This is a genomic window from Arthrobacter sp. B0316-1-20 (genome assembly GCF_059091865.1).
The window spans coordinates 500,063-524,710 of sequence record NZ_JBNHHC010000001.1; the positions used below are offsets into that span (position 1 = coordinate 500,063).

Below are 24,648 nucleotides of genomic sequence, written 5' to 3' on the forward strand. Positions count from 1 at the left end.
GCGAAAGAGGAGGACGAACATGAGCCGTATTCCGGACAGGCAGGGACGCGACCCCGGCCCCGCAGACGCTAAATCGATGCAGAAGCGGAGCCGATTGGTCGGCATCGACGCGGCCCGTGGCCTCGCCCTCATCGGGATGATCGCCATTCACATCTTGCCGGACGCGAACCAGGACACCGGCGAGCCCACTTTGGCGTGGATCTTGTTCGCCGGTGACTCCGCTGCGCTGTTCGCCCTCCTTGCCGGAGTGGGTTTGGCCCTGTCCTCCGGGGGGAACAGACCGCACACGGGGCCGAGGATGGCCGGGGACCGACTGGGACTGGCCGTTCGGGCCGTCCTGATCGGAGCCATAGCCCTGGCGATCGCGCCCTTCTTGCAGCAGGAGGATCCTCCTGCCAACGGCATCTTGATCTACTATTCGGTGTTCTTCTTGCTCGCCATTCCTTTCTTGCATCTGCGGCCCAGAACCTTGTTCATCAGCGCGGCCGTCTTCGGCATCGTCTCGCCGATCCTCCTGCAGAAGCTGGATCCATTCCTCCCGACATCGTCGACGTTCAACCCCGCCGTCGGGCATTTCTTCTTCGAACCCGCCGGCGTGGTCTCGGATTTACTGCTGACCGGCTCATATCCGGCGCTGGCCTACATGTGTTACATCCTGACCGGCCTTGGCATCGGACGGCTGGACCTGCGAAGGCCCAAGGTGCAGGGATATATCGCCGGTATCGGTGCAGGCCTGGCGATCTTGTCCAACGCGGCCTCCGCCATCCTGCTGTACGCCATGGGAGGCTTCGAGCAATTGGTGGCCACCAGCGGGATGACGGGGGAAGAGTTGGACAACGGCCTTATCTTCGGGCCCGGGATCATTCCGGACACCTCCGCGTGGTGGCTGGCGATCGCGACGCCGCACTCGAACATGCCCCTGGCCATCGCCAGCAGTCTGGGGCTCGGTCTGTTGGCGGTCGGTGTGTTCCTCCTGATCGAAGGGGCGGCCGCACGCTTGCTGACGCCGCTTGCCGCAATGGGATCGATGACCCTGACCCTTTACTCCGCACACCTGCTCGCGCTGAGCCCTGAGCTGCACTACGAGGCACCCTTCCTGTGGTTCATCGTGCATTTGACGGTCGCCCTCGCCTTCGCCCTGATCTGGAGACGGTGGATGGGACAAGGCCCATTGGAGAGACCGGTCGCCGCGGGCGCCAAGAACTTCCGGCAAATCGTGGACGACGGATCATCGTCCCCCACGGCTGCTTCAGGAACGGCTTCCCGCTGATTCGGGATCTCCTGGCCCCCGGGGGGAATGCTTTGGGCTGCACCGACCATTAGGTAGCCGATTGCTTTTCGGGCCCCGGTTCACTCTGGGGCCCCGTTCACCCCGCTCATTCTGCCGACTCCAAACCTGCCGTCGGACATTGCCCGGCCCCCCGGAGCCGGCAGCTAGAATGCTGTGGTGATGTTGCACTCATGAGGACGACATGAAACTCCACTGGCCCAGGCGCCGGAGATCCCTTGTCCTCGTCGCGGCGCTCGGGCTGGTTGCTCTCCTGGCCGCGCTTGTCCTGGCTTCTGTGCGGGCGGAGCGACCCGGGCCGCAGGCGCAGGCTTCCACAGCGTACGAGCACCTAAAAGAGTTTCAAGCACTCGCCGATGATCACGGCGATCGAGCTATTGGCACCGACGGATATGAGGCAGCGGCTCAGTACGTAGAACGGGAACTCGAGAGTGCGGGTTATCAAAGCACGCGCCAGTACTTTACGTTCGAAACACGTGGCGAAAGCTACGAGTCTTTCAACATCATTGCCGAGACGGCCGGCGGCAGTGACGACAACGTGATAATGCTGGGCGCCCACCTCGACGGGGTGCGGAACAGTCCGGCGATCAATGACAACGCCTCCGGTGCGGCGGCCCTGCTGGAGGCCGCGCAAGAACTCAGCCAACGGGGTGAACCAAATAATAAGGTGCGCTTCGCGTGGTGGGGGGCGGAAGAGTTTCCGGAGGCGTTCGGCTCCAAGCATTATGTCGAAGATCTGGCAGAGCACGACAGCGGCGAACTCGACCACATCGCCGCCTATCTGAACATCGACATGGTAGCCTCGCCCAACTACGTCATCGCGGTCTACGACCCACAGAAATCCGACGACGACTCCGAGTGGGAGGTGCCCGACGGGTCGGAGGAGATCATGCAGTTCTTCACCGACTACTTCGACTCCCGTGCCCAGCCCTGGGTGCCAACGGAATGGAACTTCTATTCCGATCAAGTGGCGTTCATCGAGGAAGATATTGCTGTGGGCGGCCTCTTCACCGGCAGCGACGAGAGAAAAACCGCCCGGGAGAGCATCCTTTTCGGTGGCGCACCAGGGCAGCCACGAGACCCGAACTACCACAAATCGGGCGATGACATTGGCAACGTCGATCTGGAGGCGCTGGGCATTATGACCGACGCGATCACCCATGCCGCCACTAGCCTGGCTGAAGACAGCAGCGCGCTGGAGTAAGCGGGTGCAGGATTCGGGCCAGCGCCTCGACCCTGATAAACTTCTGGCATTGCCTAGGCGAGGGAGAGCCGGAACCGGTTCTCCGTTATCGACGGTGGCTAGCAGCTTCGTTCTCTGCACTGGTATCGGTGCGGCGGGTCGGTCTCTAGGCACCCGCCTCAAAACCACCCAGCACAAGGAGAACATTATGTCCGACCAGAAGCTTGCAGCTGAAGTCCGCAGCGAATTCGGCAAGGGCGCCGCGCGCCGGGCCCGCCGCAACGCCCAGATCCCCGCCGTTATTTACGGTCACGGGGCAGAGCCGCTGCACGTGCTGCTTCCGCAGAAGGCCACGACGCTGGCGCTGCGTACCTCCAACGCGCTGCTGACCCTGGACATTGACGGGGACGAGCACCTGGCCCTGGCCAAGGACATCCAGCGCGATCCGATCGCCCAGATCATCGAGCACGTTGACCTGCTCACCGTGCGCAAGGGCGAGAAGGTTCACGTCGACGTCAACATCCATGTCGAGGGCGAAGTTGCCCCGGGCGCCATCTTGGATCTGGAAGAGTTCACCGTTCTGGTCGAGGCCGATGCGACCGCTCTGCCGGAGGCGCTGACCATCAACGTTGAGGGCCGTGAGGTTGGCGAGCACGTTCACGCCACCGACATTCAGCTGCCTGCCGGCGTCAGCCTGCTGATCCCCGAGGACACCGTCATCGCCGCGGTTTCCGCTCCGACCGTGGCCGAGCCTGAAGCCGCTGAAGGCGAAGCCGCCGAGCCGGCTGCCGAGACCCCGGCCGAGTAACAACACGGCCTCAAAGCCCCCGGCGACGCGCGTGCGCATTCGCCGGGGGCTTTGGTCTATCCCTAGGATGATCTTGAATCCTTCGCATCTACCGTCCGAGGAGCACCCGTCTACGTGAGCACCGACACTTGGCTGATAATCGGTTTGGGGAACCCGGGCCCCGGCTACAGCGGCAATCGGCACAACGTCGGCCAGATGGCCCTCGACGAGCTGGTCGGCAGGGTCGGCGGTTCGTTCAAGTCGCACAAGGCGCACGCACAGGTTTTGGAAGGGCGCCTGGGAATTGGCGGGCCCAGGGTTGTGCTCGCCAAGCCACTGACGTTCATGAATCTGTCCGGGGGACCGACGTCGGCGCTGTGCCGGTTTTTCTCAATCGAACCGGACCACGTGGTCGCCTTGCACGACGAGATCGACATCCCCTTCAATACGATCAAACTCAAGATCGGCGGGGGAGAGGGCGGGCACAACGGACTCCGCGACATGTCCAAGGCGCTGGCGACCAAGGATTACTACAGGATTCGCATAGGCGTTGGCCGCCCGCCGGGCCGGATGGATACGGCGGACTACGTGCTGCGCGATTTCTCGACGGCGGAAAAGAAAGACCTTCCCTTCCTTTTGGACGATGCAGCAGACGCGGTGGAACTGCTCCTGTCCGACGGGCTTCTCGCCGCGCAGCAAAAGTATCACGCCAACGCCAAGCAGGGGTGAGTGTCAGGAAGACCGCAGGGGTATCCCGCGGGTCATGGGCGCGGCGACCTAACCCAAGAACGAGTGGTGACTACTCGTGTCAGGTCGCCCTCGGCTCTTTACGCTGAGAAGGTGTTGTTGCGCCGTCAAGGCGGAGTCGCAATACCGTGCGCGTGGAGCTGAAGGGCCCGGGCGCATCCAGCCGACCGGCGGGGTTGGCGAAAGCCAGAGGAACCGCGAAGGCGGAACCTTCCCCCCAGGCCCCGTCGGTCTCTGCTGGATAACGAAGAAATTCGGGCTCGGGAAGAAAGACGGTCCAATGCGGAAGCAACAGGGATCGTCGTAGCGGACGGTCAACTGAGTCGCCGCCTAACGCAGGTCCGCGATGGAGGGCTGGGCGCCGGCGCAAGGCGTCACACAACCGTGGATTGGCACGCCCGCACCAACCGTGCATAAAATCGTTTCAGCCTGAGTGGCTCCCTGAGCGGGGCCGACGATGGGCGGCCTCCGAGACTGGGCCACCCCCATCCCATCGTCGGCCCCTTTTTCATGGCCATTCCGATGCAGGCGTGCCGCGGGCAAACCTCGGGTTGCGCTGCGTCGGGGGCATTTAACGCAGCGCAACCCTTCGGTCAGGGATTCTGCCCGCCTGCGCAGGGCGGGCTCGTCCCCGTCTAGCGGGACTACGGCGGTTCCGGCTCGATCCGGACTGCCGCAGGCCTAGTTTCGAACGACGCGGGGAGCTTCTAACCCCGCGTGCGTGTGGACTTCCCTCTGCCGCAGCGCCAGAAGCTGCCGGATACGGCGAAGCGCAATAGGCCCGGTGGGTGTCTGTTCCAGTTGTTCGACTGCCGCGCCGAGCCGTTCGGCAGCCTCGGCTGCCAAAGAAACGCGCGGCGGCGTACGAACAGACGAGGGGTCGAGCAGCGTCCTCTCGAGTTCGGCGGCCAACGACCGCTGGTCCTGCACGAGGATCGCGTCCCCGTGCTGCGCCATCGTCTCGGTAAACGCAATCTGGTGCCCGTCGACGACCTCCCGCAGTTCCGGCCGCCGGGGCACCGCGATCGGCAGATGGCCGGCCTCACGGACATCGAGGATGGAGCCTGGCCCGCCCTGGACGACGACGACGGTGGCAGTTCGATACAGTGCCAGCAAGTCCTCGCGCGGCATTCTGGTGACCCCGTCTGCGTGCCGGGGCGGACGGCTGGCTCCGTGCTGCACAAGGCACGACGGTGGATCGGAAAGACCGGCCAGCCAGTCGTCGATCCAGTCGACCAAGCGGTCGAACGTGTGATGGTCGGTTCCCAACGAGACCACGACCTGCGGAGCGGGGTGCGCGCTGTTCACAGTACCGGTCCGATATTCACGGCTTCGGGGTAGAAGCGCCGCTGTTCTTCCCACTGGATGCAGAAGAGCTCGGACAAAGGGTAGCAAAGGCGGCCGCTCAGGGTCGGCATGGTAATCCGATCAAAGCACTCTATGTACACCGTGTGGATGCCGAGCAGGCGGGCGACCAGGAAGAACGGGACACTCACGCCGGCGCCAACGGAAACCACCACGTCGGGGCGCTCCCGGCGGAGCGTCGGCCAGGCCAAAAGCAGGTTTCTGATGGCATTGCGGACATTCCTGGTGGTGGGATAAAAGCACCAGGTGACGTTTTCGTTGTGCAAAGCAGCCTCGACCTCGGGCCGCTGGAACGTCACCCAACTGCGGGCGTGCTGGCTCCACCACTTATCCAACGGCAGCAGCTGGGCCAGATGCCCGCCCGCCGACGTCACGAACATGATTTTCATGCGCCGTCCTCCCCCTACCGGGATGCGCCCCAAGGCACCCCGGATCACCGACCTCTGCGGTGATAAAGCGAGCCTATTGACAGGTGGCGGCCGATACACGAGTGGTGCTTACCGGGATCCCGAAGCTGCCCCGGCCTGGTCCGTTTCCGCTACCGGGGTTTGCCGGAGAATGCGCCCGAGAAAGCACGTTGCGTCCCCGGATCAGGGCGGTAAGACACTCATCTTTACGGCTACTGCTACGGGCATTACCTGACCACGGCGCATCATTGCTACCTGCATGTTGCACAAACGGAGGCGCTCCCTGCGTAGACGCCTCGTGAAATCGGCTTTAGACTGTGGACCACACCGGTTGGGGATCGGGCCTTGCGGACCTTGGGGGAACGCGGCCCGCGGCCGGTGTGAAGGCATGGCCGTCTTAACTTACCGCCGTGCCTGAGCGACTTTGGGGGGAGACGCTGATGACTGCTGTATTTAATGGGCCGGTTAGTGGTCCGCTGACCGACTCTATTTCGCCGGGGCGCCGCCGCCTTGCAGAGGACATCTTCGCGGTACTGAAACCCGGGCACCAGGGAGTGCTGCTCATCGGTGCCGCCGGCATGGGGAAATCCACCATCGCCCAGCAAGTGCTAAAAATGTTCGGCCCGGAGACGCACCTCGAATTTGTTCGGGGAAGCCACGTCTCGTCGCGCACCCGTTATGCCCCGTTGGGAATCCTGCTTGGGGGAGTGGGCGACGACGGACTGGAGCACCCGGCGCTCGTGCTCGAGGGAATCGCGGCTACGCTGCTGCACCGTGCCAAGGGCAAACGCATTGTCCTGCTTGTGGACAACGCCGAGAACCTGGACGCATTCAGTTCAGCTGCCCTGACCCAATTGGCGCGCGCCGGAGTCGTCACCCTTTTTGTGGCCAGCCAGGGCGTTGCCGCCGGCGACCGCGCCTTTATGCAGCTGTGGATCGATGGAGACCTCCGCCGATTCGACGTGGCGCCGCTGGACCCGACAGACAGTGAGGCGCTGCTGACCGAAATTCTCGGGGGCAACATATCGTCCGTCGCTGCACGATCGCTGTGGCGGAACACCGGCGGAAATCCGCGCTACCTGCGGGTCTTGGCCCAAGACCAGGTGGCAGCACGGACTTTGGTCGAGCAGGACGGGACATGGGTGCTCGCCCAGCCGCTCGTTTTCAGCGGTGACATTGCAGACGTGATACGACCGCGGCTGCTGCAACTGCCTCCGGGGCACCGCCGGCTCGTCGAGCAACTGGCACTGGCGGGAGGCATTACGCTCTCGGCTCTGCAGCGGTTGGCCGATCCGCTGGCTCTGGAGCACTTGGAGGGCCGCGGTATCATCACGGTCGACCTGGGCGTCGACCCGCTGGTGCGGGTGGCCGGTCACTTCCTGGGCGGCGTCGTTAAGAGCACACTCACACCCGGCCGGACGCGTGAACTGTGGGATGAGGTGGCGCACGTCCTGCACCCGGTGGATGTACCCGATCGCTACCTGCCGGATCTCGGCCTCTGGGCGTTGGAGGGAGGCGCCGCGCTGAGTCCGGCAGAAACCCTGCGGGCTGCTGCTGCCGCCAACGACGAACTGGAGCCGGGACGGGCCCTGCAGTTGGTCCGGGCGCTGGGCCGGCAACACCGCGGCGCGGCCGGCCTCCGGGAAGAAGTCCGGGCCCTGCTCCTGCTGGGAAAATCTGGCCAGGCCGCGGCCCTGCTCGCGTCCTCCGGTCCGCAGGACTGCAAGGAATCAGCGGCTGCCCTGGTCGCGCTGGCCGGCGAACGCCTCGCCGTTTCCCGGGCCACGGGCGGAACCGTTGACGCCGGATTGGAGGAACTGAAGCACCTGCGCGAAAGGCTCGGCGCGGAACTGCGCACGGTACCGGTGGCCGATGACGGCGGCCAAGTACTCGGTGCTGCCGACCGGACGAAGGAGATACTGGAAACCGCGTTGGACGAATCCCTGCTGATCGAAGCAGAGCAGGCCGCTTCCGACGGCCGCTACGGGCAAGTCCCCGAGCTGGTCAAGCTGCTGCGCGACGACTGGGACAAGCCGCCGCAGATTCGGCTCCGCGCCGGAGCCCTTCTCTGCGAAGCCTTTGCGGTCATGGGCCGGCAAACGGATGCCCTCAGCCTGGGAAACATGCTGACTGCGGAGCTGGCCGATCAGCGCTTGCCCAAGGGGCTGCACAACTTCGTGGGAATTCGGGTCGTCGCTTCGCTCATCGTGGCGGGTCAGCTTGATGCGTGCCTCGCCTATTGCCAGACCCCCGCGGCGCAGCGGGGGACGTCCCCGTACAGCAACGGGAACGAGCTTGCCTTGGGGCTGGTCCACGCCCGCGCCGGCCGGGCCGAAAAGGCCCTTGCTGCCCTGCTGCCGGCCATCAGCCAACTGAAGGTCGCCGGCAACAGCGGCGGCGCCGGCCTTGCCAACGCCGCTGCCGCCTACGCCTACTCGCTGCTGTCGGATGAGAAGAATACTCGGCGTCACCTAGCCGCTGCCGCTGCTTCACCGGCAGGTTCCCGCTGGCTGGCGCGGCGCGCCACGGAATATTTCAGCATCCTCGCGTCCCAGCGGCTGCGGCGGGATGACGACGCAGCAGCGGCGCTGGACCAGACGGGCTCCGAAGAACTGGCCGCCGGAAATTCTGCCGCGGCCATGATTTTCCATGCGGCAGCGGCGCGGGTCGGCGGCAGGTCCTATGCACGGAAGCTACAGGCATCGGCCGCCGTCTGTGACGGCGAAGCCGCACGGCTCTGCAGTGAGTACAGCGCGGGCCTGATGTCCCAGGACCCCGAGATACTGCTCAAGGCAGCCGACTGCGCGGCCGCACTGGGCGACATCCTTTTCAGCTACGACGCTGCGCGAGCCGCCCAAAGCGCCGCGGTCACCGGAGGTGACCGCGCGGCGGCCCGCAAGGCGCGCGCCATGGAAAACGCGGGGTACCGCATGCTCCGGGACAACAGCACCATCGTTGCGATGCTGGCGTCCCTAAGTCCCTTCGAGCTGACCTTGGCGCAGCTGGCCGCCGAAGGCAGCAGCAGCGCGGCACTGGGCCGAAGGCTGCACTTGTCGCCGCGGACCGTTGACTGGCACTTGGGCAAGATGTTTGCGAGGCTTCATGTCTCCGGCCGCGCCGACTTGCGCGACTTGCTGGGAGCGGCGGGGTCGACGTCATGACTGATACAGCTCAAGGACGCAGGCTGGTGGGACGGGACGCCGATGTCATGGCTGTCACCGAGAACATCCGCAGTGGCAACGGAGCCTGGATTGTCGCTGAATCCGGGCTCGGCAAAAGCGCCCTTGCGAGCGCCGTACTGGAGGAATTGGCGGACGACGTGCGGCCGTTTCGCGTACACGCGAGCCGGACCCTTTCCTCGGTCGCGTACGGCGCCCTGGCACCGCTACTCACAAACCTGACCGCACAGCAACTAGGCTCGCATTTTTCCACCATGCGCACCCTGACGGAGCGGCTGCAGTCCGACGCAACCAGCCTGCAGCCAGCCCTGCTGGTGGTCGACGACGCCCACGACCTGGACGCGGGTAGCGCGGAAATTCTTGGCCAGCTGGTCGCCTCGATGCAGGTCAAGGCGCTGCTGCTCAGTCGACCCAGCCTGGCCGAACCGCCCACGATCCTGGGAGAGGCGGTCGAGGGGCTGCTGCACCGCCGGTCATTGGAGCCGCTAAGTGAGAGGCAGGTGCACCAACTGTGCAACCAAGTCCTGGACGGGGAAACCGCGGCCAGCGCCAGTGCCATCTTTGCCCGGGCGAGCGGCGGTAACCCGCTCTTCCTGCTAAGCCTGCTGGAGCAGGCCCGGCAGGCCGGGCGCTTGGTCCAGACCCGCGGCGTATGGCTCTTGCGGGATGCGCTGCCGGAGGCGGACGCCCGCCTCTCCGAGCTGATCGAGCGGGAGCTCAGCGAACTAAGCGCCGACGAGCGCGAAGTATTGGATTTCGTGGCTTTGCTCGGGGCAGTCCCCCTGACGGTGATGTTCGAATGCGGGAACGTGCAGGCCATCGACCGGCTGATGGAAAACGGACTCATCGAGATTTCGCCGCCGCCCGAACCGCGTATCTGGTTGCGGAACCCGGTTCACGCACAGGCCCTGCCGACTCTGGTGCCGGTGTTCCGAAGGCTGAGGTTGTACCGGAAATTGGAGGAAGTCCTGCCGGTCAGCGGATCGGGCGAGATGCTGTTCCGGCGTGCAAAATGGGCGCTCGATAGCGGCGTGCAACTGCCGGATGATGAGCTGGTGAAGGCCGCCGCGGCGGCCAACAACGCGGGAGAAACAAGGCTCGCCGTACGGTCAGCCGGCGCCGTTACGACAGGTGGGGTCCGTTGGGCGGCACAGCTGCAGCGGGCCAGGGCAGTTTGCCCTTCCGATCCCACGTCCGGGCCCCTCATCGTGGGGTTGGTCGCGGCGGCCGGTAATGCGGAACAGGCCCGGGACGCAGCACTGCTGGCAGTACAACGGCCGTATCCCGCCGATATTTGGACGCACCGCAGCCTGGAGGACTGGGCCGCCGAAGCAAAGGGCTTGCCGACGTATTCCGAGTCAAAGCCCGGTATGGACCAGGCTTTGGACCGGAGCCTCCGGCTGCTTGAATTGCGCCATCTTGTTGCCGACGGCGGACACACGGCGGCGAGCGGGCCCCTGACGGTGCTCGTCGCGGAGGCATCATCTGCCCAGGACCTGGATTGCCTGGTGCTGGCGCGCGCGCTGTTGGCACAGGTGTATACGGTCACCGGGCGAGCGGATCACGCGGCAGCGGAAACGACCAAGGCCCTGCAGGCGCTGGAAGTGCACGAGCCGCAGGTAGCAAGCCGGACGTTTGTCGTTGCCCGCCATATCGCGGCGCTGCTGACGGCGGGGCGCTGGGGCGACGCCGCGGAAGCAGTGGATGGATTCCGGGCCGTAAGGCCGAACGAGCTGGTCCATTACGGCGGAGCAGTCGATGTGGCGGCCGGGATCATCCTCGGGCGCCGGGGCGATTATGCCGAGGCTCACCGTATGCTGGCCGGAGCAGCCGGGGAACTGGAGCACCACGACCCGTTGGGCCTGCGCCCAGTGGCGCTCGCTGTCGGTGCGTATGTGGCGATGTTGAACGGGCAGGATGAGCCGGCCGGGCAGTACCTGTCCGATTACGCAATGGCCGGGACCGGAAACGCTACTCCATCCGGCCTTTTCAGCGACGGTTTGGCTGCTGCCGCCCGGCTTCTCCAGTTTCCCGGCACCAAGGCGCTGTCCGAACTGCAATCCCTGGCAGACACCGCGGGGAATCGGGGGTGGAGCTCCCTCGAACTCGCCTTGAGGTTTCTGGCCATTCAGCTGGGGGACATGGGCAGGATCGGCCAGGTCGGTTCGTTGGCCGCTTCCATTGAGGGAAGGGAGGCGGCGTTTGCAGCCCAATACTGCGAGGCTGCCGATATAGGCGGAATCGAGCAATTAGTGCACACGGCCGAGGAAGTGCACTCATCAGGGCTGGTTTCCCTTGGGCTCCACACCTTGTCGGAGGCGCTCCGGATTGCCAAGGCGGAACGCAACAGGGCTGCGCAAAGACGCATTAGCGCACTGCTCGGGCAGTGGCAGGAGGCGGCACCCGTCGCCCGGGAGATCCCGTCCTCGATGTCGCTGACACGCCGGGAACGCGACATCGCGGCGTTGGTCATCGCGGGCAAGCGCAATGCGGAGATCGCGGACGCGCTCTCGTTGTCGGTCCGGACCGTCGAAGGCCACATCTACCGCATGTTCGAGAAGCTGGGCATCAACCGCCGGGAGCAGCTGGGGCACGAACACCTGTAGGAGCGGCCCGTGGAGACGACCACTGCCAGAGGCGAGTATGCCGCCGGTAGTGGTCGTTCCATGTCCGGGTATCAGGCGTCCCGGAACCGGCAAAGCCCTCCTCTTCGCACCCCGCTGGTGCCCCCTGCGCCGAAAAATTGGAAGTAGAAACCTGAGTAGCGCGCCGGACAGTCCAGTAGCCGGTACGCGCACGCACTCCGGCGCGCCCCCGTAGGCTTCTGAGGGTACGGAAAACACCGGTCCTGCAAGGACGCAGGGAGTCTACGGATCGCTGGGGGCAAGTAACCCGTACATGTATAAAGGACGGCTGCGGCATCCGCTGCCGGACAATAGCGGGAAGTGCATTTCTGGGGGGAGATGTGCAATGGGGGATTTTGTAACTCGTGTGCTGCTGCTGGGGGCAGGGGGACTGGCCAGGGAAGTTTTGGCAGCGATGCGCACTGCAGGTGGGTGGGACGTAGTCGGCGTGCTCGATGAGGACCCGGATGTCCATGGACGTTACGTAGATGGTGTGCAAGTCCTTGGGCCCGTCGAGGCGGTTTACCGGTACCCGGATTGCAGGCTCTTGGTGTGCCACGAATCCCCGGCCATCCGCCGGCAGTTGGTGGACCGGTTGGCAGAGTACGGAGCCGGGCCGGAACGCTACGCGACATTCGTCGGCCTCCGCGCACCGCTTTCGGCAAGTGTCCGGGTCGGTGCCGGCAGCCTTGTCCTGGCGGAAAGTGTCCTGGCCGCGGGAGTAACCCTGGGGGAACACGTCGTCATCATGCCGCGGGTGTCACTGTCGCACGATGTGGCAGTATCCGCATTTGCCACCGTGGGCGCAGGGGCGGCCCTTGCCGACCACGTGCAGGTGGGGCGTGGAGCTTGGCTACAGATGTGTTGCAGCGTCGCCTCCGGTGTTGGCATCGGCCGGGACGCGACGGTGGGCATGGGCTCGGCCGTCCTGGGACACGTGCCGCCGGAAGAATGCTGGGCAGGCGTGCCGGCACGGCCCGTAGCCGGCTCTGCAGACCAACAGGCACCCAATCAACTTTCTGTTGGCGGGGGATCGCAGGAGTTAACGTCCAGCCGGAGCGCGCCGGGAAGCGTCGGCCGCTCGGCTTTCGAGCGACTGGCTGCCGCGGCAGCCCTGCTTAAGACGCCATGAAGGCGGCGAAGACCTCGCATGTCTCCGAGGCCGCCGGCGCAGCGAATGCCAGCCGCCGGGTCTTTTCGCACAGGTCGACGATCACTACGCCGGACTTTCCGGTTCTTGAAGGGAAGCGCTAGCCATGCATGATGCCCAGGTGTCCACGGACAGCTACCTGCAACGCACGGTCGCCCCGCTGGTGGGTGTCGCCGCGGAAACGTTCGGGTTCGAGACGCCGGCTGCGCCGAAACTTTCCATACCGACGCTCCTGAAACCCGCTGTTCCACGTCCGGGAGCGCGCGGCCGCACGTCCAAGCCGTGGGCCCGCCGCTACCAGGCCAAATTGCTCGCTACGGACACTGCCATCCTCGTGCTCTCGGTAGCTGTGGCACTGCTGCTCGTTGGTGATCGGGTAACCGGGGCCGGTGCGGCCCTTGCGCTGGTCACCGGCGCTGTCATGGCCTGCGCCCTCGCGGTCGGGAGGACCCGGGACCTGCGGGTGATCGGTGTCGGGGCCGCCGAGTACAAGAAGGTGATCAGGGCAAGCTCCGGTGCCTACGGGATGCTCGCCGTCGTCCTCTTGGCCCTGCAGGCGGAGGAGTTGGCACCTCCATTCGTGGCGGGAGTGCCGGTCGGCATCGTCGCGCTGCTGGCGGGACGCTGGGGCTGGCGGCGGTGGCTGACGAAGCAGCGGGAGAACGGACACTACCTCTCGAAGGTCGTCGTCCTCGGTGCCTATGAAGACGTCGTTTACGTGATAGACCAGATCGCCAAGAAATCCGGCGCCGTGTACCAAGTGGTGGGGGCAGCGCTGGATGGCGTCCCGGCCGACAGCGACGCCCTCGCCGCACGGCAGGTCCCCGTGGTGGCCGGGCTGGACGACGTTGAGCGGGCCGTGGACATCCTTGGCGCAGACGCCGTCATCGTTGCGGGACAGGTGGGGCAGCGCAGCGGCTACCTCCGGGAACTCGGCTGGCGGCTGGAGGAGAGCGCCACCGAGCTGGTGGTCGCGCTATCGCTGACCAACGTTGCAGGTCCCAGGATCCAGATGCGTCCGGTGGAGGGCTTGCCGCTGATGCATGTCGAAAGGCCGCAGTTCTCCGGTTACCGGTACTTGCTCAAGCGGTTCGTCGACGTCGTCGTCTCCGCTGCCGCCCTGCTTGCCCTGCTGCCGGCCTTCGCCGTCTTCGCCGGCCTGATCCGCTGGGACTCGCCCGGCAAGGTCATTTTCAAGCAACGCCGGGTGTGCCGCAACGGACAGACGTTTGAGATGTTCAAGTTCCGGTCCATGACCGCCAACGCTGAGGCCGAACTTGAGGCCCTCAAGGCTATGAACGAAGGCAGCGGTCCGCTGTTCAAGCTGCGGGCCGACCCTCGTGTCACCAGGGTGGGCGCCTGGATGCGCAAGTACTCGCTGGACGAACTCCCGCAGTTCTTCAATGTCCTGCGGGGTGAAATGTCCCTGGTCGGGCCCCGGCCGCCGCTGCCCTCGGAAGTGGCCGGCTACGAGGGGCACGTGGGCCGCCGATTGTACATCAAGCCGGGGCTGACCGGACTGTGGCAAATCAATGGGCGGTCCGACCTGAGTTGGGACGAAAGCGTCAGGCTCGACCTCTACTACGTGGAGAACTGGTCGCTGACCGGGGACCTCATGATCATGTGGCGCACGTTGAAGGTGATGGTGAATCCAACCGGCGCTTATTGAGGGCCCGCCGTTCACGCGACGAGCGCCCGCTACCGGCAGCAACAAGGGGATTGAGCAGGGAAAGGGGAAATTGATGGGGGCGGATATACAGGCGGTCAACCGCCTGGACTTGGGACGGCACGTCCCGGACACCGCGCTGGCGCCGGAGCTCGCCGGCAGGGCCGGGGCCATGCTGCGGCAGTTGCAGTGGGACGCCGCGGTCGGTGGATGGACAGCCGACCGGCTGAAAACAGAAGGTGATGCGCGCTCGCATGAACTGCTGGTCGCAGCGCTGCGGCGGTCTCGGCCGGAGGACCTGGTGCTGTCGGAGGAGGGCGAGGATGACCCGGCGCGCCTAAGGGCCGAACGGGTCTGGATTATCGACCCGCTGGATGGCACCCGCGAATTCTCCGAAGGGCGCCGGGATTGGGCGGTCCACGTGGCGCTGTGGTGCAGGGGCAGCCTGCGGGCTGGGGCCGTCGCGCTGCCGGGACTTTCCACGACCCTGGATACATCCGACCCCGCGGTCCGGTTGCAACCGTCCCGCTTCCCGCCGGGTCGGCGGTTGCGGATCGCGGTATCGCGGACCAGGCCTCCCGCCGTCATTGGCGCACTGGCCGAAGAAACGGGCGCGGCAGTCCTGCCGATGGGCTCTGCCGGCTACAAGATCGCCGCCGTGATCCGCGGCGAGGTAGATGCCTACCTGCACAGCGGCGGTCAGTACGAATGGGATTCAGCGGCTCCGGTCGCCGTGGCCCGCAGCCGTGGCCTGCATGCCAGCAGGCTGGACGGTTCGCCACTGGTCTACAACCAACCGAGTGCGTACTTGCCCGATTTGCTGGTCTGCCGGCAGGAACTGGCAGGCGACCTGTTGCAGCGGCTCAGCCGGTTGCCCCGGGAATAGGCCGTTACGTGCTGGCTGGCACAAACAAAGGGGGAAGAAAGAGATGAATGAAACAACCAGTGGGCCGCGCTATCACGTGAGCCACCTCAAGCTCCTTGAGTCGGAGGCGATCTACATCATCCGTGAAGTCGCCGCCGAACTGGAGAAACCGGGGCTCATGTTCTCCGGCGGCAAGGACTCGATCGTCATGCTGCATCTCGCGGCGAGGGCCTTCGCACCTGCGCCGATACCGTTTCCGGTGGTACACGTCGATACCGGCCACAATTTCGACGAGGTCTTGCAGTTCCGCGACTCCTTGGTCAAAGAACTCGGGGTGAACCTGGTGGTCGGCTCGGTGCAGGATGCCATCGACCGCGGGCTGGTGCAGGAGGAACCCAACGGGTCCCGCAACCGCATCCAGACGGCGGTGCTGCTGGAGACTGCCGAAAAATACGGCTTCAACGCCCTGATGGGCGGGGCGCGCCGTGACGAGGAAAAGGCCCGGGCCAAGGAACGGGTTTTTTCCTTCCGTGACGAGTTCGGCCAGTGGGATCCCAAGAACCAGCGTCCGGAATTGTGGGGCCTGTACAACCCCCGCATCCACCTGGGCGAGAGCATCCGCGTGTTCCCCATATCGAACTGGACCGAACTCGATATTTGGAGCTACATCGCGCACGAGCAGATCACCGTTCCGTCGATCTACTACGCCCACGAGCGGGAAGTCTTCGAACGCAACGGCATGCTCTTCGGGGTGCACCGCTTCTGTCAGCCGCGAGGCAACGAGCGCACCTTCAGGGAAACGGTGCGGTACCGCACCGTCGGCGACGCCACCCTCACCGCCGCCGTCCGTTCCACGGCGACGACGGCCGCGGACGTGATCGCCGAGGTGGCGGCGACCCGCGTTACGGAGCGCGGCGCCACCCGTGGGGACGACCAAGTAAGCGAAGCGGCCATGGAAGACCGCAAGAAAGAGGGGTATTTCTGATGGATCTGTTGCGTTTCGCCACCGCAGGTTCGGTCGACGACGGCAAGAGCACGCTGATCGGACGCCTGCTCTACGACTCAAAATCGATCTTCAGCGACCAGATGGAAGCCATCGAACGCACCAGCCGGGAACGAGGCGACGAGTACACAGACCTGGCGCTGCTGACGGATGGGCTGCGCGCCGAACGGGAACAAGGGATAACCATTGACGTCGCCTACCGGTATTTCGCGACGCCAAAGCGCAAGTTCATCATCGCCGACACCCCGGGCCATCTGCAGTACACCCGCAACATGGTTACCGGCGCCTCCACGGCGGACGTCGCGATCGTCCTCGTGGACGCCCGGAAGGGCTTGGTGGAACAAAGCCGGCGCCACGCCTTCCTCGTGTCGCTGCTGCAGGTGCCGCACCTGGTGCTGGCGGTCAACAAGATGGACCTGGTCGACTGGTCGCAGGACGTGTTTGACCAGATCCGCGAGGAGTTCAGCGGATTTGCCAGCAAGCTGGAAATCACCGACCTTTCGATCATCCCGGTGTCCGCGCTGCAGGGCGACAACGTGGTCTCGCGGTCGCAGAACATGCCGTGGTACGAGGGGCCGTCGCTGCTGCACCATCTTGAAAACGTACACATTGCGAGCGACCGCAACCTCGTGGACGTGCGCTTTCCCGTGCAGTACGTGATCCGGCCGCACCAGAACCGCAACCACGACTATCGCGGCTATGCCGGCCAAGTCTCCGGGGGCGTCATGAAGGTCGGCGACGAGGTGATCGTCCTGCCCAGCGGCCTGCCTTCGCGGATCTCCGCCATCGATACCCCGGACGGACCGGTAGACGAGGCCTTCGCTCCGATGTCGGTCACCGTGCGGCTCGAAGACGACCTGGACATCTCCCGCGGTGACATGATTTGCAGGCCGAACAACAAGCCGATGGTGGCCCAGGACATCGACGCGATGGTGTGCTGGATGAGCGACAAGCCGCTGCAGCGGGGGCAGAAGCTTGCGGTTAAACACACCACGCGCAGCGCGCGGGCCTTGGTTAAGGACCTGCAGTACGGGCTGGACATCAACAGCCTGCATCGCCGGCCCGACCCGGACTCGCTCAGCCTCAACGAGATCGGCCGGATCAGGATGCGCACCACGTCACCGTTGCTCGCCGACGAGTACAGGAGGAACAGGCAGACCGGCGGTTTCATCTTGATAGACGAGGCTACAAATGCGACGGTGGGGGCCGGAATGATCGTCGCCACGGCCTGATACTGCCTCTGCATAACAGCCCTGCCCGTGGATCCACGCCACGGGCAGGGCTGTTATGCAGGGTGGTTGGAACGTGAGGGACAGCCGGTTCCCCTGGCTCGCCTAGCGGTTGGCCGCGGCAGTAAGCGGCGTCTGCGCCGCTCCCACCAGGCTGAGGAGCTCCGCAACAGCCTCCTCGATGTCCACCCGGGAAGTGTCGACCACGCAATCGGCGTCCTGCGGCGTTTCGTAGGGTGAACCGATGCCGGTGAAGTCTGGAATGAGGCCCGCCCTAGCCTTCGCGTACAGGCCCTTCCGATCGCGGGCCTCGCAGACCTCCAAGGGGGTCGAGACGTGCACCAGAAGGTAACCGCCCGCCTCCCGGGCCATTGCCGCAACCTCCCGGCGTGTGGCTTCGAAGGGTGCAATCGGTGCGCAGACCGCTATGCCCCCGGCCCGTGAAATCTGTGCCGCCACCCAACCGATTCGACGGACGTTCAGCTCACGATCGGCCGGCGAGAAGCCCAGCCCCGCCGACAGCATGCGGCGCATTTCGTCGCCGTCCAGCAGGATGGCCTCGCGGCCGTCCAAATCCTGCAAGCGTTCCGTGAACCGGCGGGCCAAGGTCGACTTGCCGGAGCCGGAAAGCCCTGTAAACAGCACGACCAGGCCCTCCCGCCGCGCTCCGGCGGCGGGGGCGGCGGGTGGCGAAGGGGAGGCGCCGGACGCATCAGCCGCCGTGAAATCCAGGACAGCCGCGGCGCCAAGCCGCTCCAGCGCATGGCTTCGCAGCAGGCAATGGTCCTGGGCATCCGGTATGACCAGCAGACGCACCAAGGCGCCGGAAACCCGATGGGCGCAGCGGTCCAGGGCGTCCAGCAGCCTCCCGAGGTCCCGGGTGGCGGAGGCGGAACTGCTCACGACGGCGGTCAGCAACAGGCGCCGACCGGCTTCGGAGGCGGCGGCCACCGCTTCGGCGATCTGTGCGGGTTCCGGCGGTACGGCGAAGGCTGCGACAAGGCACGGGCCGTCCGCCTCCGACAGGGGAGCGGTCAGGCGAAGTCTCCGCGCCGGAGGGTGCTCTGCCGGTTGTAACGGCTCCAGGGTGCCGCTCACATAAACGGCACCGTTGCCGCCCGTGCCTGCCGCCGCCTCCCGGTTGTCTGGCTCTCCGCGGTTGCCGCGTTCAGCGACCGCGAGCCGGGCAAGCGGCGTGCCTTCCGGATCAGACAGGAGGAGGGCACCCTGGGCGGCGCCTCGCCGGGCGACATCGGGCGGCACGGGCAGCGTGAACTCGTGTGGCCAGCCGTCCGGTTTGTCGCCCGGCCGGCAGTAGCCGTCCGCTGGCGCGTACAGGCCGCCCGTGAGCAACTCCAGCTCGTCAAGCCTGGCGCCGGACAGCGCGAACACCGGCTCGTGCAAGGAAGCGGACCAGTCACTCATTGCGCCACCTCCGACGCCGGTTGGCCAGCCGCTGTGCGGACCCGTTCGTGCTTCTCGGTCCAGGCCAGGGCGGGGAAGCCCCGGCGCCGGCGGATGTACATCCAGACCAGCGGTGCCACCAGCAACACCACGACCAGGATTATCCCCGTCGTGGTGTTGTCGACACCCAGCATTTTCAGCGAGGAGGCCAGGAGGACGAAGGCCAGCGCCCGCCTGACGAAACCACCGCTGAGCCGGGACGACATCTGGGCTCCGACCCAGACGCCCGGAATACTGCCCAGAATCAGTGGCAGGGCAATTCCCAGGTCCAGCGAACCGAACAGCATATGACCGATGGCAGCGGCCACGACAAGCGGCACGGCTTGCACCAAATCCGTGCCCACCAGCTGGGAAGCCTTGAGTCCCGGATAGATCATCATGAGACCGATGATGATGATCGAACCTGACCCGACGGATGTCAGGCCGACGATCATGCCGCCGACGACGCCGAGCAGCACCGTCGGCAGGATCCGGGCGGCTACTTCCGGTCTATCCAGCGGCAGCTTCGCGCCCAGCCCGTCGCGTGACTTCGCTCGTTCGACCAACCGGATGTAGGCACGGACGACCAAGAGCACGGCGGTGAGCATCAGGGCGCAGCCCAAGGCGAGTTTGATTCCGTCTTGGACCCGGGCGTCGTCGCCGAGCGCCTTGAGTATCAGGACCCCGCAGAAAGCCGATGGCACGGCCCCGATAGCCAACCACTTAACCAGCTGCAGGTTCACGGTCTTCCGCCGCAGGTGAACCGCCGATCCAACCGGTTTCATGACTGCGCTGGCCAGGAGGTCACTGGAGACGGCCGTCAGCGGCGGGACGTTGAAGAAGAGCACCAGCATCGGTGTCATCAAAGCGCCGCCGCCCATGCCGGTCAGCCCGACAACGATGCCGATGCCGAACGCGGCGAAGCCGATAGTCATGTCCATGAAACGATATTCTGGCAGACCTGCCGCCGGGGAAATAGAGTATTTTTCCGTGCTGCTACTGGAATAAGCGACCCGGCCCCGCGCGCAGGAGAATTCTCTCTGGAATGCGGGTGCGTCCCATTGTTTTCGCCGGCGCGGCGCACCCGCTGGCTCATTGTTCGTGCGCCAGTCGGCATGCAGAAGGGGAATTCAGTGCGCCGTCTTCGATGAATTCGCGGAAAGCGGCCAAGTCCTCCGGACGCGAATCGATGGAGGTGTCACCCACCGCCAAATGGTCTTCCTGGTCAGGGCCGGAATGGTTCCAATACACCAAAGCGCGCAACTGTGGCAGTGCAGCGAGGTCGTCGGCGGCGGTTTGGAAGAAGTCCGCCTTGGCGCCGGCTGGTGGAAGTTCCGCCGCAACACCCCATTCGGCGAGCATCTGGGGCTTGTCCGGGTAGTTTGCCACCGCCCAATCATAGAAACCCGGCCAGGCCCCGCCACTCGAGCGGTTGACGAGCCCCGCCAAGTCCGTGGTGCCGGATTCGGGGTAGGCATAGGGATCCTGCGCAATCCAATCAACGACGTCGTCACCTGGGTACAGGTCGCCGAACCAGTCTTTCATGGCCCACTTTTCGGCACCGGTGTAGTTCATCACCGTCACCACGTTGTCCACACCGTTGGACCGCAGTGTCGACACGACGTGGCGAAAAAACAGGCGGAAATCATCGGCAGTCTGACCGGAATCCGGGTCCGTGTTGACCTCGTCTTCCATCTCCGCGTTCAGCGACAGGAAAAACGGCTGCTTGGCATGCGCGGCCAGATGGCGGGCCAGCCGGACAAGATACTGATCGGCGGCGCCGTCGGCAACCTGACGCCAGGTCAGCCCGTCCGGTTTCCAGTTGTAGAAAAGTATCCTGTTTCGATGAGGTTCGCTGCTGCGTGCGCGTTCGATCTCATCGGGAAACAACTTCCCCTGGCCTCGCTTGTAATAGCGGACCACGTCCACGTTCCGTCCGGCCGCTGCCTCAAAATCGGCCAGGGCGGCATCCCAGTCCTGGCCCGGCAGCGGGTTGGCGGCCACGCCAAGCAGGACGTTGCAGGCCGGCTGCGCCCGCCCATCGGCCTGCGGGAATGGCAGCGAGCACGAGGGGAGGGACACCGCGGCAGCAACTGATGCAACAAGCAGCACACGACGTCTCATCCGCATCCTCCTCGGGCATGTGCCTTCACACCCGGTGGGTGGTTGCATTAGTCGGGCTGACAGCGTGCGTCCGGCCGCCCTCTCGGGTTCCTGTCGGTTCGGCGGCGGCCTCCGGAGCTTCCCGCGCCCGCGTACCGCGCAGCAGCGACGCCCGGCGCCGCCACACCGCCGCCGCATAGAGCACCGCGGCTGCCGCCGGCACCGCCGCCTGGACCGCCGGCGGCCACACCAGCACATGTGCGGCCAGCCACGGCGCCGCACCGAAGACCAGCAACAGGAAGGCGGCCATCGCCACAACTTCCCGCGAGGTCGGCACAATGTGCAGTGTCCGGTGCACCTGGATCAGGCACAAGACATTTTTGAGCACAATCGCCGAGGCCCACGCTGCCGCCGCCCCGAAGATGCCAAGCACCGGGACCAGCAACAGGCAGAGCACCACATCGGCGGCCAGTGCCAGCGCGACGTTGATCAGCGACAGGCTGCTCCGTCCGGCCATCAACAGCAACACGTCCAGCGGTCCCATGGCCGCGCCAATCAGCATGGCGCAGGCCAGCAGTTGCAGGCTTCCGGCAGCGAGGGCGAAGGACGAACCGAACAACAGTTCCAGGAGCCATTCGGCATAGGCAGCGATCAAGAGGTACACCGGCCAGGTCAGCATGACCGCCCACAGCGTCATCTTCCGTGCCACCATCTTGGCCTGGTCCGGCTGCCCGCGCGCGAGGAGCCGCGCAAGTTGCGGTTCGCTGACCTGTTGCATCGCGCTGGTGGCCATCTGGCCCACCACCAGGAATCGCGTGACGGCGGTGTACAGCGCGGCGGCCGACGGCCCGGCGAGCACCGTGACCAGCGCGATGTCCGCCCGCTGCAGCCCGACCTGCGCCAGCCGGGCCAAGCCGCGGGGGATCGTGAACTTCCAAAATGCGGCGCGCGCAGCGTTGGCGCTGCTGGGACAGTCGATGACGGCTGCCGGCGAGGTGCCGGTGAGCGAGCCCGGATTCGCCCGCAGGATCCGCAGCAGCCCCGCGGCCGCGAGAACCAGCCCCAGCAGGTAGGGCGCCGTCCAAGCCAGGGCCAGCCCTACGGCGTCGGCACCTGATAAGCCTGCCAGCAGGACGCAGGCAAGCTGCAGGCAGGGGCGCAGCAGACGCTCGACGACGATCGTCGGCCGCATGTGCGCAAGTCCCCGCGAGACGGCCAGCAAAAGCTCGTACGTTGCGCCAATGGGCAGCGCGGCGGCGAAGACCACGATCACGTCCCGTGTCGCCGGCGCGCCTCCGAGCAGCTGTCCTAGCGGCCCGGCCAGCAGCATTCCGGCGGCCATCACGACCAGGCTGGCGGCCAGGGCGGCCAGCAGGCCTTCCACAACCAGCCGGCGGTTGTGCCTGCTCTCGGAGCGGGCGTTGTTCCACGCGATGGACCGGATGAGTCCCTGGTCCACGCCGAGTTGGCACAGTGCCAAGGCAATCAAAAACAGCGACGTCACGGCGAACAGGGAACCGGCAGTCTCCAAGTCCCAGAGCCGGGAGACCAGGACAATGAGCACGAAGTTTGCCCCGGCAGAGATCCCGCTCCCCAGGATGCTCACACTGCCGGAGCGTGCTATCCGGCGGACTGCGGCTTGGCCGTCGTCGTCATCCTGCCGGACGCGCCCGTTACCCTTGGCGAACACGGAAGACGCCACCGGTCAGCTGCGGGAGAGCGGCCGGGTGCGCTCGTCGACCCCCGTTGAGCCTGGACCGTCGGCGGTGCTCCCTCCATCGACGGGTCCCCCTACCGGGACCGGTTCAAGGCTGGCCGCTTCCTGGCGTTGGGTCGCGGGCGGGGGCGGCGTGGCCCTGCGCCGCCTGGAACTCCGGCGGAGGAGCACCGATCCAAGCATGGCGGCACCACCATTGCCCAGCAGTTCGCGGGCCGCCGACGCTTCCATGGCTGTAGACCGGCCCTGTGCCGCGACCAACACCGCCTCACGGCAAGCGCGCATCAGCGAGCCGCCAGTGGCCGAGTCGGCGGTAGGTCCAACAACGAGCACTAAATCCGAGGCATCTTGCAGGGTGGCCAGCACGGTGTCCAGGCCGCGGTGCTGGACCAGCGCCGACAGGCGTTGCGGCTCCCGCCCCGTTTCCAGCACCGATACGTGCTCGGAAACCGGAACCAGGAGCGTTCGGGCTTCCGACGGCGGACGTTGGCCGTTCAAAAGCTCGCTCAAGCCATCCCTGGCCGCTGCACCGTCCTGCCCGGGGGCGGACGCCTTGCGATCAAGCGGCGCCGTGCCGTCCGCCATCACCACCACGGTGCGGAGACCGGCTTCCTCGAACGCCTGCGCCAGCCCTTCGGACACCTGCCGTGCCGCCGTTCCTTGTGAAAGACCGGCAAGCAGGACAGTGTTGTTCGGCAGGAACGTCACGCGCTGCAACGCGTTGCTAAGCCGGCGATAGTCGTCCAAGGCGGTCTCCGCGTTCCCCCCTGCCGCGAGCGCTTCCACCGTGCCGAGCACCGGACCTGCTCCTGCGGCAACAAGATCCGGTCCGTCAAGAATCCGCTGATGCAGATGCTCGCGCAAGAGGGCCAGCCCGACGCCCACTGCCACAACCACAAGGACTATCCCCCCGGCAATCAGCAGCGGGTCCACGCCGTCAGGGACGGTGGGGAGGCTGGCCGGATCGATGATGTCTCCGGGATCCAAGGATCCTGCCTCCGCGTCCGAAGCCTCCAGCCTTATTTCCGCAAGCTGGTTGGCGTACAGGGAGACCTGCTGCTCGAGGTCCAGTACGGCCGCCTGGTCTGGTTTTTCCGCGGCCCGCGCCTCGTTTAGCGCGGCGGACGCCTGGTCCAGCAGCTGCGTCGCGGACGCGATCTGCTCATCGTGCATCGCCGATCGGGCCTCCAGTACGTCGGCGGCCCGCTCGCTGCGGTACTGCAGGTAGGCCTCGGCCAGCGCCCCGGCCACGGACTGGGCCTGGGCCGGTGAATCAGCGGTGTAGGTGATGTGCACTACCTGGGAGTTGGACGGCACCTCCGTGGCGATGAGCTGCCCGGCATCTTCGCCGAGCGCATCTGAGACCGATTCCCTCGCAAGTTCGATCACTGCCTGCGTGTGGACCAGCCCGGCCTCGGTGGTTAACGCGGCGAGCTGCTCGTTTCGCGTCGGCGGCGTCGCCGGCGAGAAGGGATTGCCCGACAACGGTTCCAAGAAGACAACGCTGGTCGACGAATACTTGGGCACGCTGCCCGCAACATAGGCTCCGGCGCCAAGTACCCCCAGCAGCACCACGGCCAGCAGCAACAGCCAATGCCGGCGCATGGCACGGCCAAAGAATGCTGGGCGCGCCGATGAATCGTCCATGATTAAACCCCCAACTTTTGCCGGCCGGCTTCCGCCTCCGGCGTCCCCCAAAAGTTTTCCCCAAAAACGCCCGCCTCATGCCCCAAGCGGTGCGTGGTGCCCAGTCTTGCACAGAACCACAACGTGTGGAATAGCCTGCTGGGGCAAAAATTAACGCTTTCATCAATAGCGCCAATGCTTTCCCCGAAATCCTTGACAGGAATCAATGCCGCCGTGATTATTGGCAAATCTGGGGGCGAACGGCC

18 protein-coding genes are annotated in these 24,648 nt (G+C 65.6%); 11 read left to right on the forward strand and 7 right to left on the reverse strand.

Annotated elements, in window-relative coordinates:
- Window positions 1-19 precede the first annotated feature (19 nt).
- The 4 genes from AC5RW2_RS02270 to pth all read left to right on the forward strand — a co-directional run bounded on the left by AC5RW2_RS02270 (window position 20) and on the right by pth (window position 3,987).
- Window positions 20-1,270 (forward strand): heparan-alpha-glucosaminide N-acetyltransferase domain-containing protein, encoded by a 1,251-nt coding sequence (locus AC5RW2_RS02270; protein ID WP_494073612.1) that lies wholly within the window; start codon window positions 20-22, stop codon window positions 1,268-1,270.
- Window positions 1,271-1,472: 202 nt separating this feature from the next.
- Window positions 1,473-2,492, forward strand: a complete 1,020-nt coding sequence (locus AC5RW2_RS02275) for a M28 family peptidase (RefSeq protein WP_494023683.1) — start codon at window positions 1,473-1,475, stop codon at window positions 2,490-2,492.
- A gap of 187 nt (window positions 2,493-2,679) precedes the next feature.
- On the forward strand, window positions 2,680-3,279 hold the full coding sequence (locus tag AC5RW2_RS02280) for a 50S ribosomal protein L25/general stress protein Ctc (protein ID WP_494001406.1): 600 nt from the start codon (window positions 2,680-2,682) through the stop codon (window positions 3,277-3,279).
- A gap of 114 nt (window positions 3,280-3,393) precedes the next feature.
- Window positions 3,394-3,987 carry an aminoacyl-tRNA hydrolase gene (pth, locus tag AC5RW2_RS02285; RefSeq protein WP_494073613.1) on the forward strand — a complete coding sequence of 198 codons (594 nt, stop codon included), beginning with the start codon at window positions 3,394-3,396 and terminating at the stop codon, window positions 3,985-3,987.
- 699 nt (window positions 3,988-4,686) lie between these two features.
- On the opposite strand, the gene AC5RW2_RS02290 is transcribed toward pth, so the two are convergent.
- Both AC5RW2_RS02290 and pssD read right to left on the reverse strand, forming a co-directional pair.
- Window positions 4,687-5,313: a glycosyltransferase gene (locus AC5RW2_RS02290; RefSeq protein WP_494073614.1), complete on the reverse strand. Its 627-nt coding sequence runs from the start codon at window positions 5,311-5,313 to the stop codon at window positions 4,687-4,689.
- The gene (gene pssD, locus AC5RW2_RS02295; protein ID WP_494001403.1) at window positions 5,310-5,759 is read right to left on the reverse strand and encodes a PssD/Cps14F family polysaccharide biosynthesis glycosyltransferase; all 450 of its coding nucleotides are present in this window, start codon (window positions 5,757-5,759) and stop codon (window positions 5,310-5,312) included. The genes AC5RW2_RS02290 and pssD overlap by 4 nt, the downstream gene beginning before the upstream one ends.
- 458 nt (window positions 5,760-6,217) lie before the next feature.
- On the opposite strand from pssD, the gene AC5RW2_RS02300 reads away from it, so the two are divergent.
- The 7 genes from AC5RW2_RS02300 (at window position 6,218) to cysN (ending at window position 17,496) form a co-directional block, all read left to right on the forward strand.
- Complete coding sequence (locus tag AC5RW2_RS02300; protein WP_494073615.1) at window positions 6,218-8,938, forward strand: helix-turn-helix transcriptional regulator; 2,721 nt, start codon at window positions 6,218-6,220, stop codon at window positions 8,936-8,938.
- Complete coding sequence (locus tag AC5RW2_RS02305) at window positions 8,935-11,562, forward strand: LuxR C-terminal-related transcriptional regulator (protein WP_494073616.1); 2,628 nt, start codon at window positions 8,935-8,937, stop codon at window positions 11,560-11,562. Before AC5RW2_RS02300 ends, AC5RW2_RS02305 begins: the two co-directional genes overlap by 4 nt.
- Window positions 11,563-11,926: 364 nt before the next feature.
- The gene (locus AC5RW2_RS02310; protein ID WP_494073617.1) at window positions 11,927-12,712 is read left to right on the forward strand and encodes a PglD-related sugar-binding protein; all 786 of its coding nucleotides are present in this window, start codon (window positions 11,927-11,929) and stop codon (window positions 12,710-12,712) included.
- Between the two features lie 124 nt (window positions 12,713-12,836).
- Window positions 12,837-14,399 (forward strand): sugar transferase, encoded by a 1,563-nt coding sequence (locus AC5RW2_RS02315; RefSeq protein WP_494073618.1) that lies wholly within the window; start codon window positions 12,837-12,839, stop codon window positions 14,397-14,399.
- Between the two features lie 73 nt (window positions 14,400-14,472).
- Window positions 14,473-15,282, forward strand: a complete 810-nt coding sequence (locus tag AC5RW2_RS02320; RefSeq protein WP_494073619.1) for a 3'(2'),5'-bisphosphate nucleotidase CysQ — start codon at window positions 14,473-14,475, stop codon at window positions 15,280-15,282.
- Between the two features lie 43 nt (window positions 15,283-15,325).
- Window positions 15,326-16,246 (forward strand): sulfate adenylyltransferase subunit CysD, encoded by a 921-nt coding sequence (cysD, locus tag AC5RW2_RS02325; RefSeq protein ID WP_494001397.1) that lies wholly within the window; start codon window positions 15,326-15,328, stop codon window positions 16,244-16,246.
- Window positions 16,246-17,496 (forward strand): sulfate adenylyltransferase subunit CysN, encoded by a 1,251-nt coding sequence (gene cysN, locus AC5RW2_RS02330; RefSeq protein ID WP_494001396.1) that lies wholly within the window; start codon window positions 16,246-16,248, stop codon window positions 17,494-17,496. The genes cysD and cysN overlap by 1 nt, the downstream gene beginning before the upstream one ends.
- Before the next feature lie 102 nt (window positions 17,497-17,598).
- Here the strand turns inward: cysN and cysC are convergent, their stop codons facing one another.
- The 5 genes from cysC to AC5RW2_RS02355 form a co-directional block, all read right to left on the reverse strand.
- Window positions 17,599-18,918, reverse strand: a complete 1,320-nt coding sequence (gene cysC, locus AC5RW2_RS02335; RefSeq protein ID WP_494073620.1) for an adenylyl-sulfate kinase — start codon at window positions 18,916-18,918, stop codon at window positions 17,599-17,601.
- The gene (locus AC5RW2_RS02340) at window positions 18,915-19,877 is read right to left on the reverse strand and encodes a sulfite exporter TauE/SafE family protein (RefSeq protein WP_494073621.1); all 963 of its coding nucleotides are present in this window, start codon (window positions 19,875-19,877) and stop codon (window positions 18,915-18,917) included. The genes cysC and AC5RW2_RS02340 overlap by 4 nt, the downstream gene beginning before the upstream one ends.
- A 151-nt stretch (window positions 19,878-20,028) precedes the next feature.
- Window positions 20,029-20,859 (reverse strand): glycoside hydrolase family 26 protein, encoded by an 831-nt coding sequence (locus tag AC5RW2_RS02345; RefSeq protein WP_494073622.1) that lies wholly within the window; start codon window positions 20,857-20,859, stop codon window positions 20,029-20,031.
- A gap of 226 nt (window positions 20,860-21,085) precedes the next feature.
- Window positions 21,086-22,729: a lipopolysaccharide biosynthesis protein gene (locus AC5RW2_RS02350; protein WP_494073623.1), complete on the reverse strand. Its 1,644-nt coding sequence runs from the start codon at window positions 22,727-22,729 to the stop codon at window positions 21,086-21,088.
- Window positions 22,730-22,744: 15 nt separating this feature from the next.
- Window positions 22,745-24,403: a P-loop NTPase family protein gene (locus AC5RW2_RS02355; RefSeq protein ID WP_494073624.1), complete on the reverse strand. Its 1,659-nt coding sequence runs from the start codon at window positions 24,401-24,403 to the stop codon at window positions 22,745-22,747.
- Window positions 24,404-24,648 lie beyond the last annotated feature (245 nt).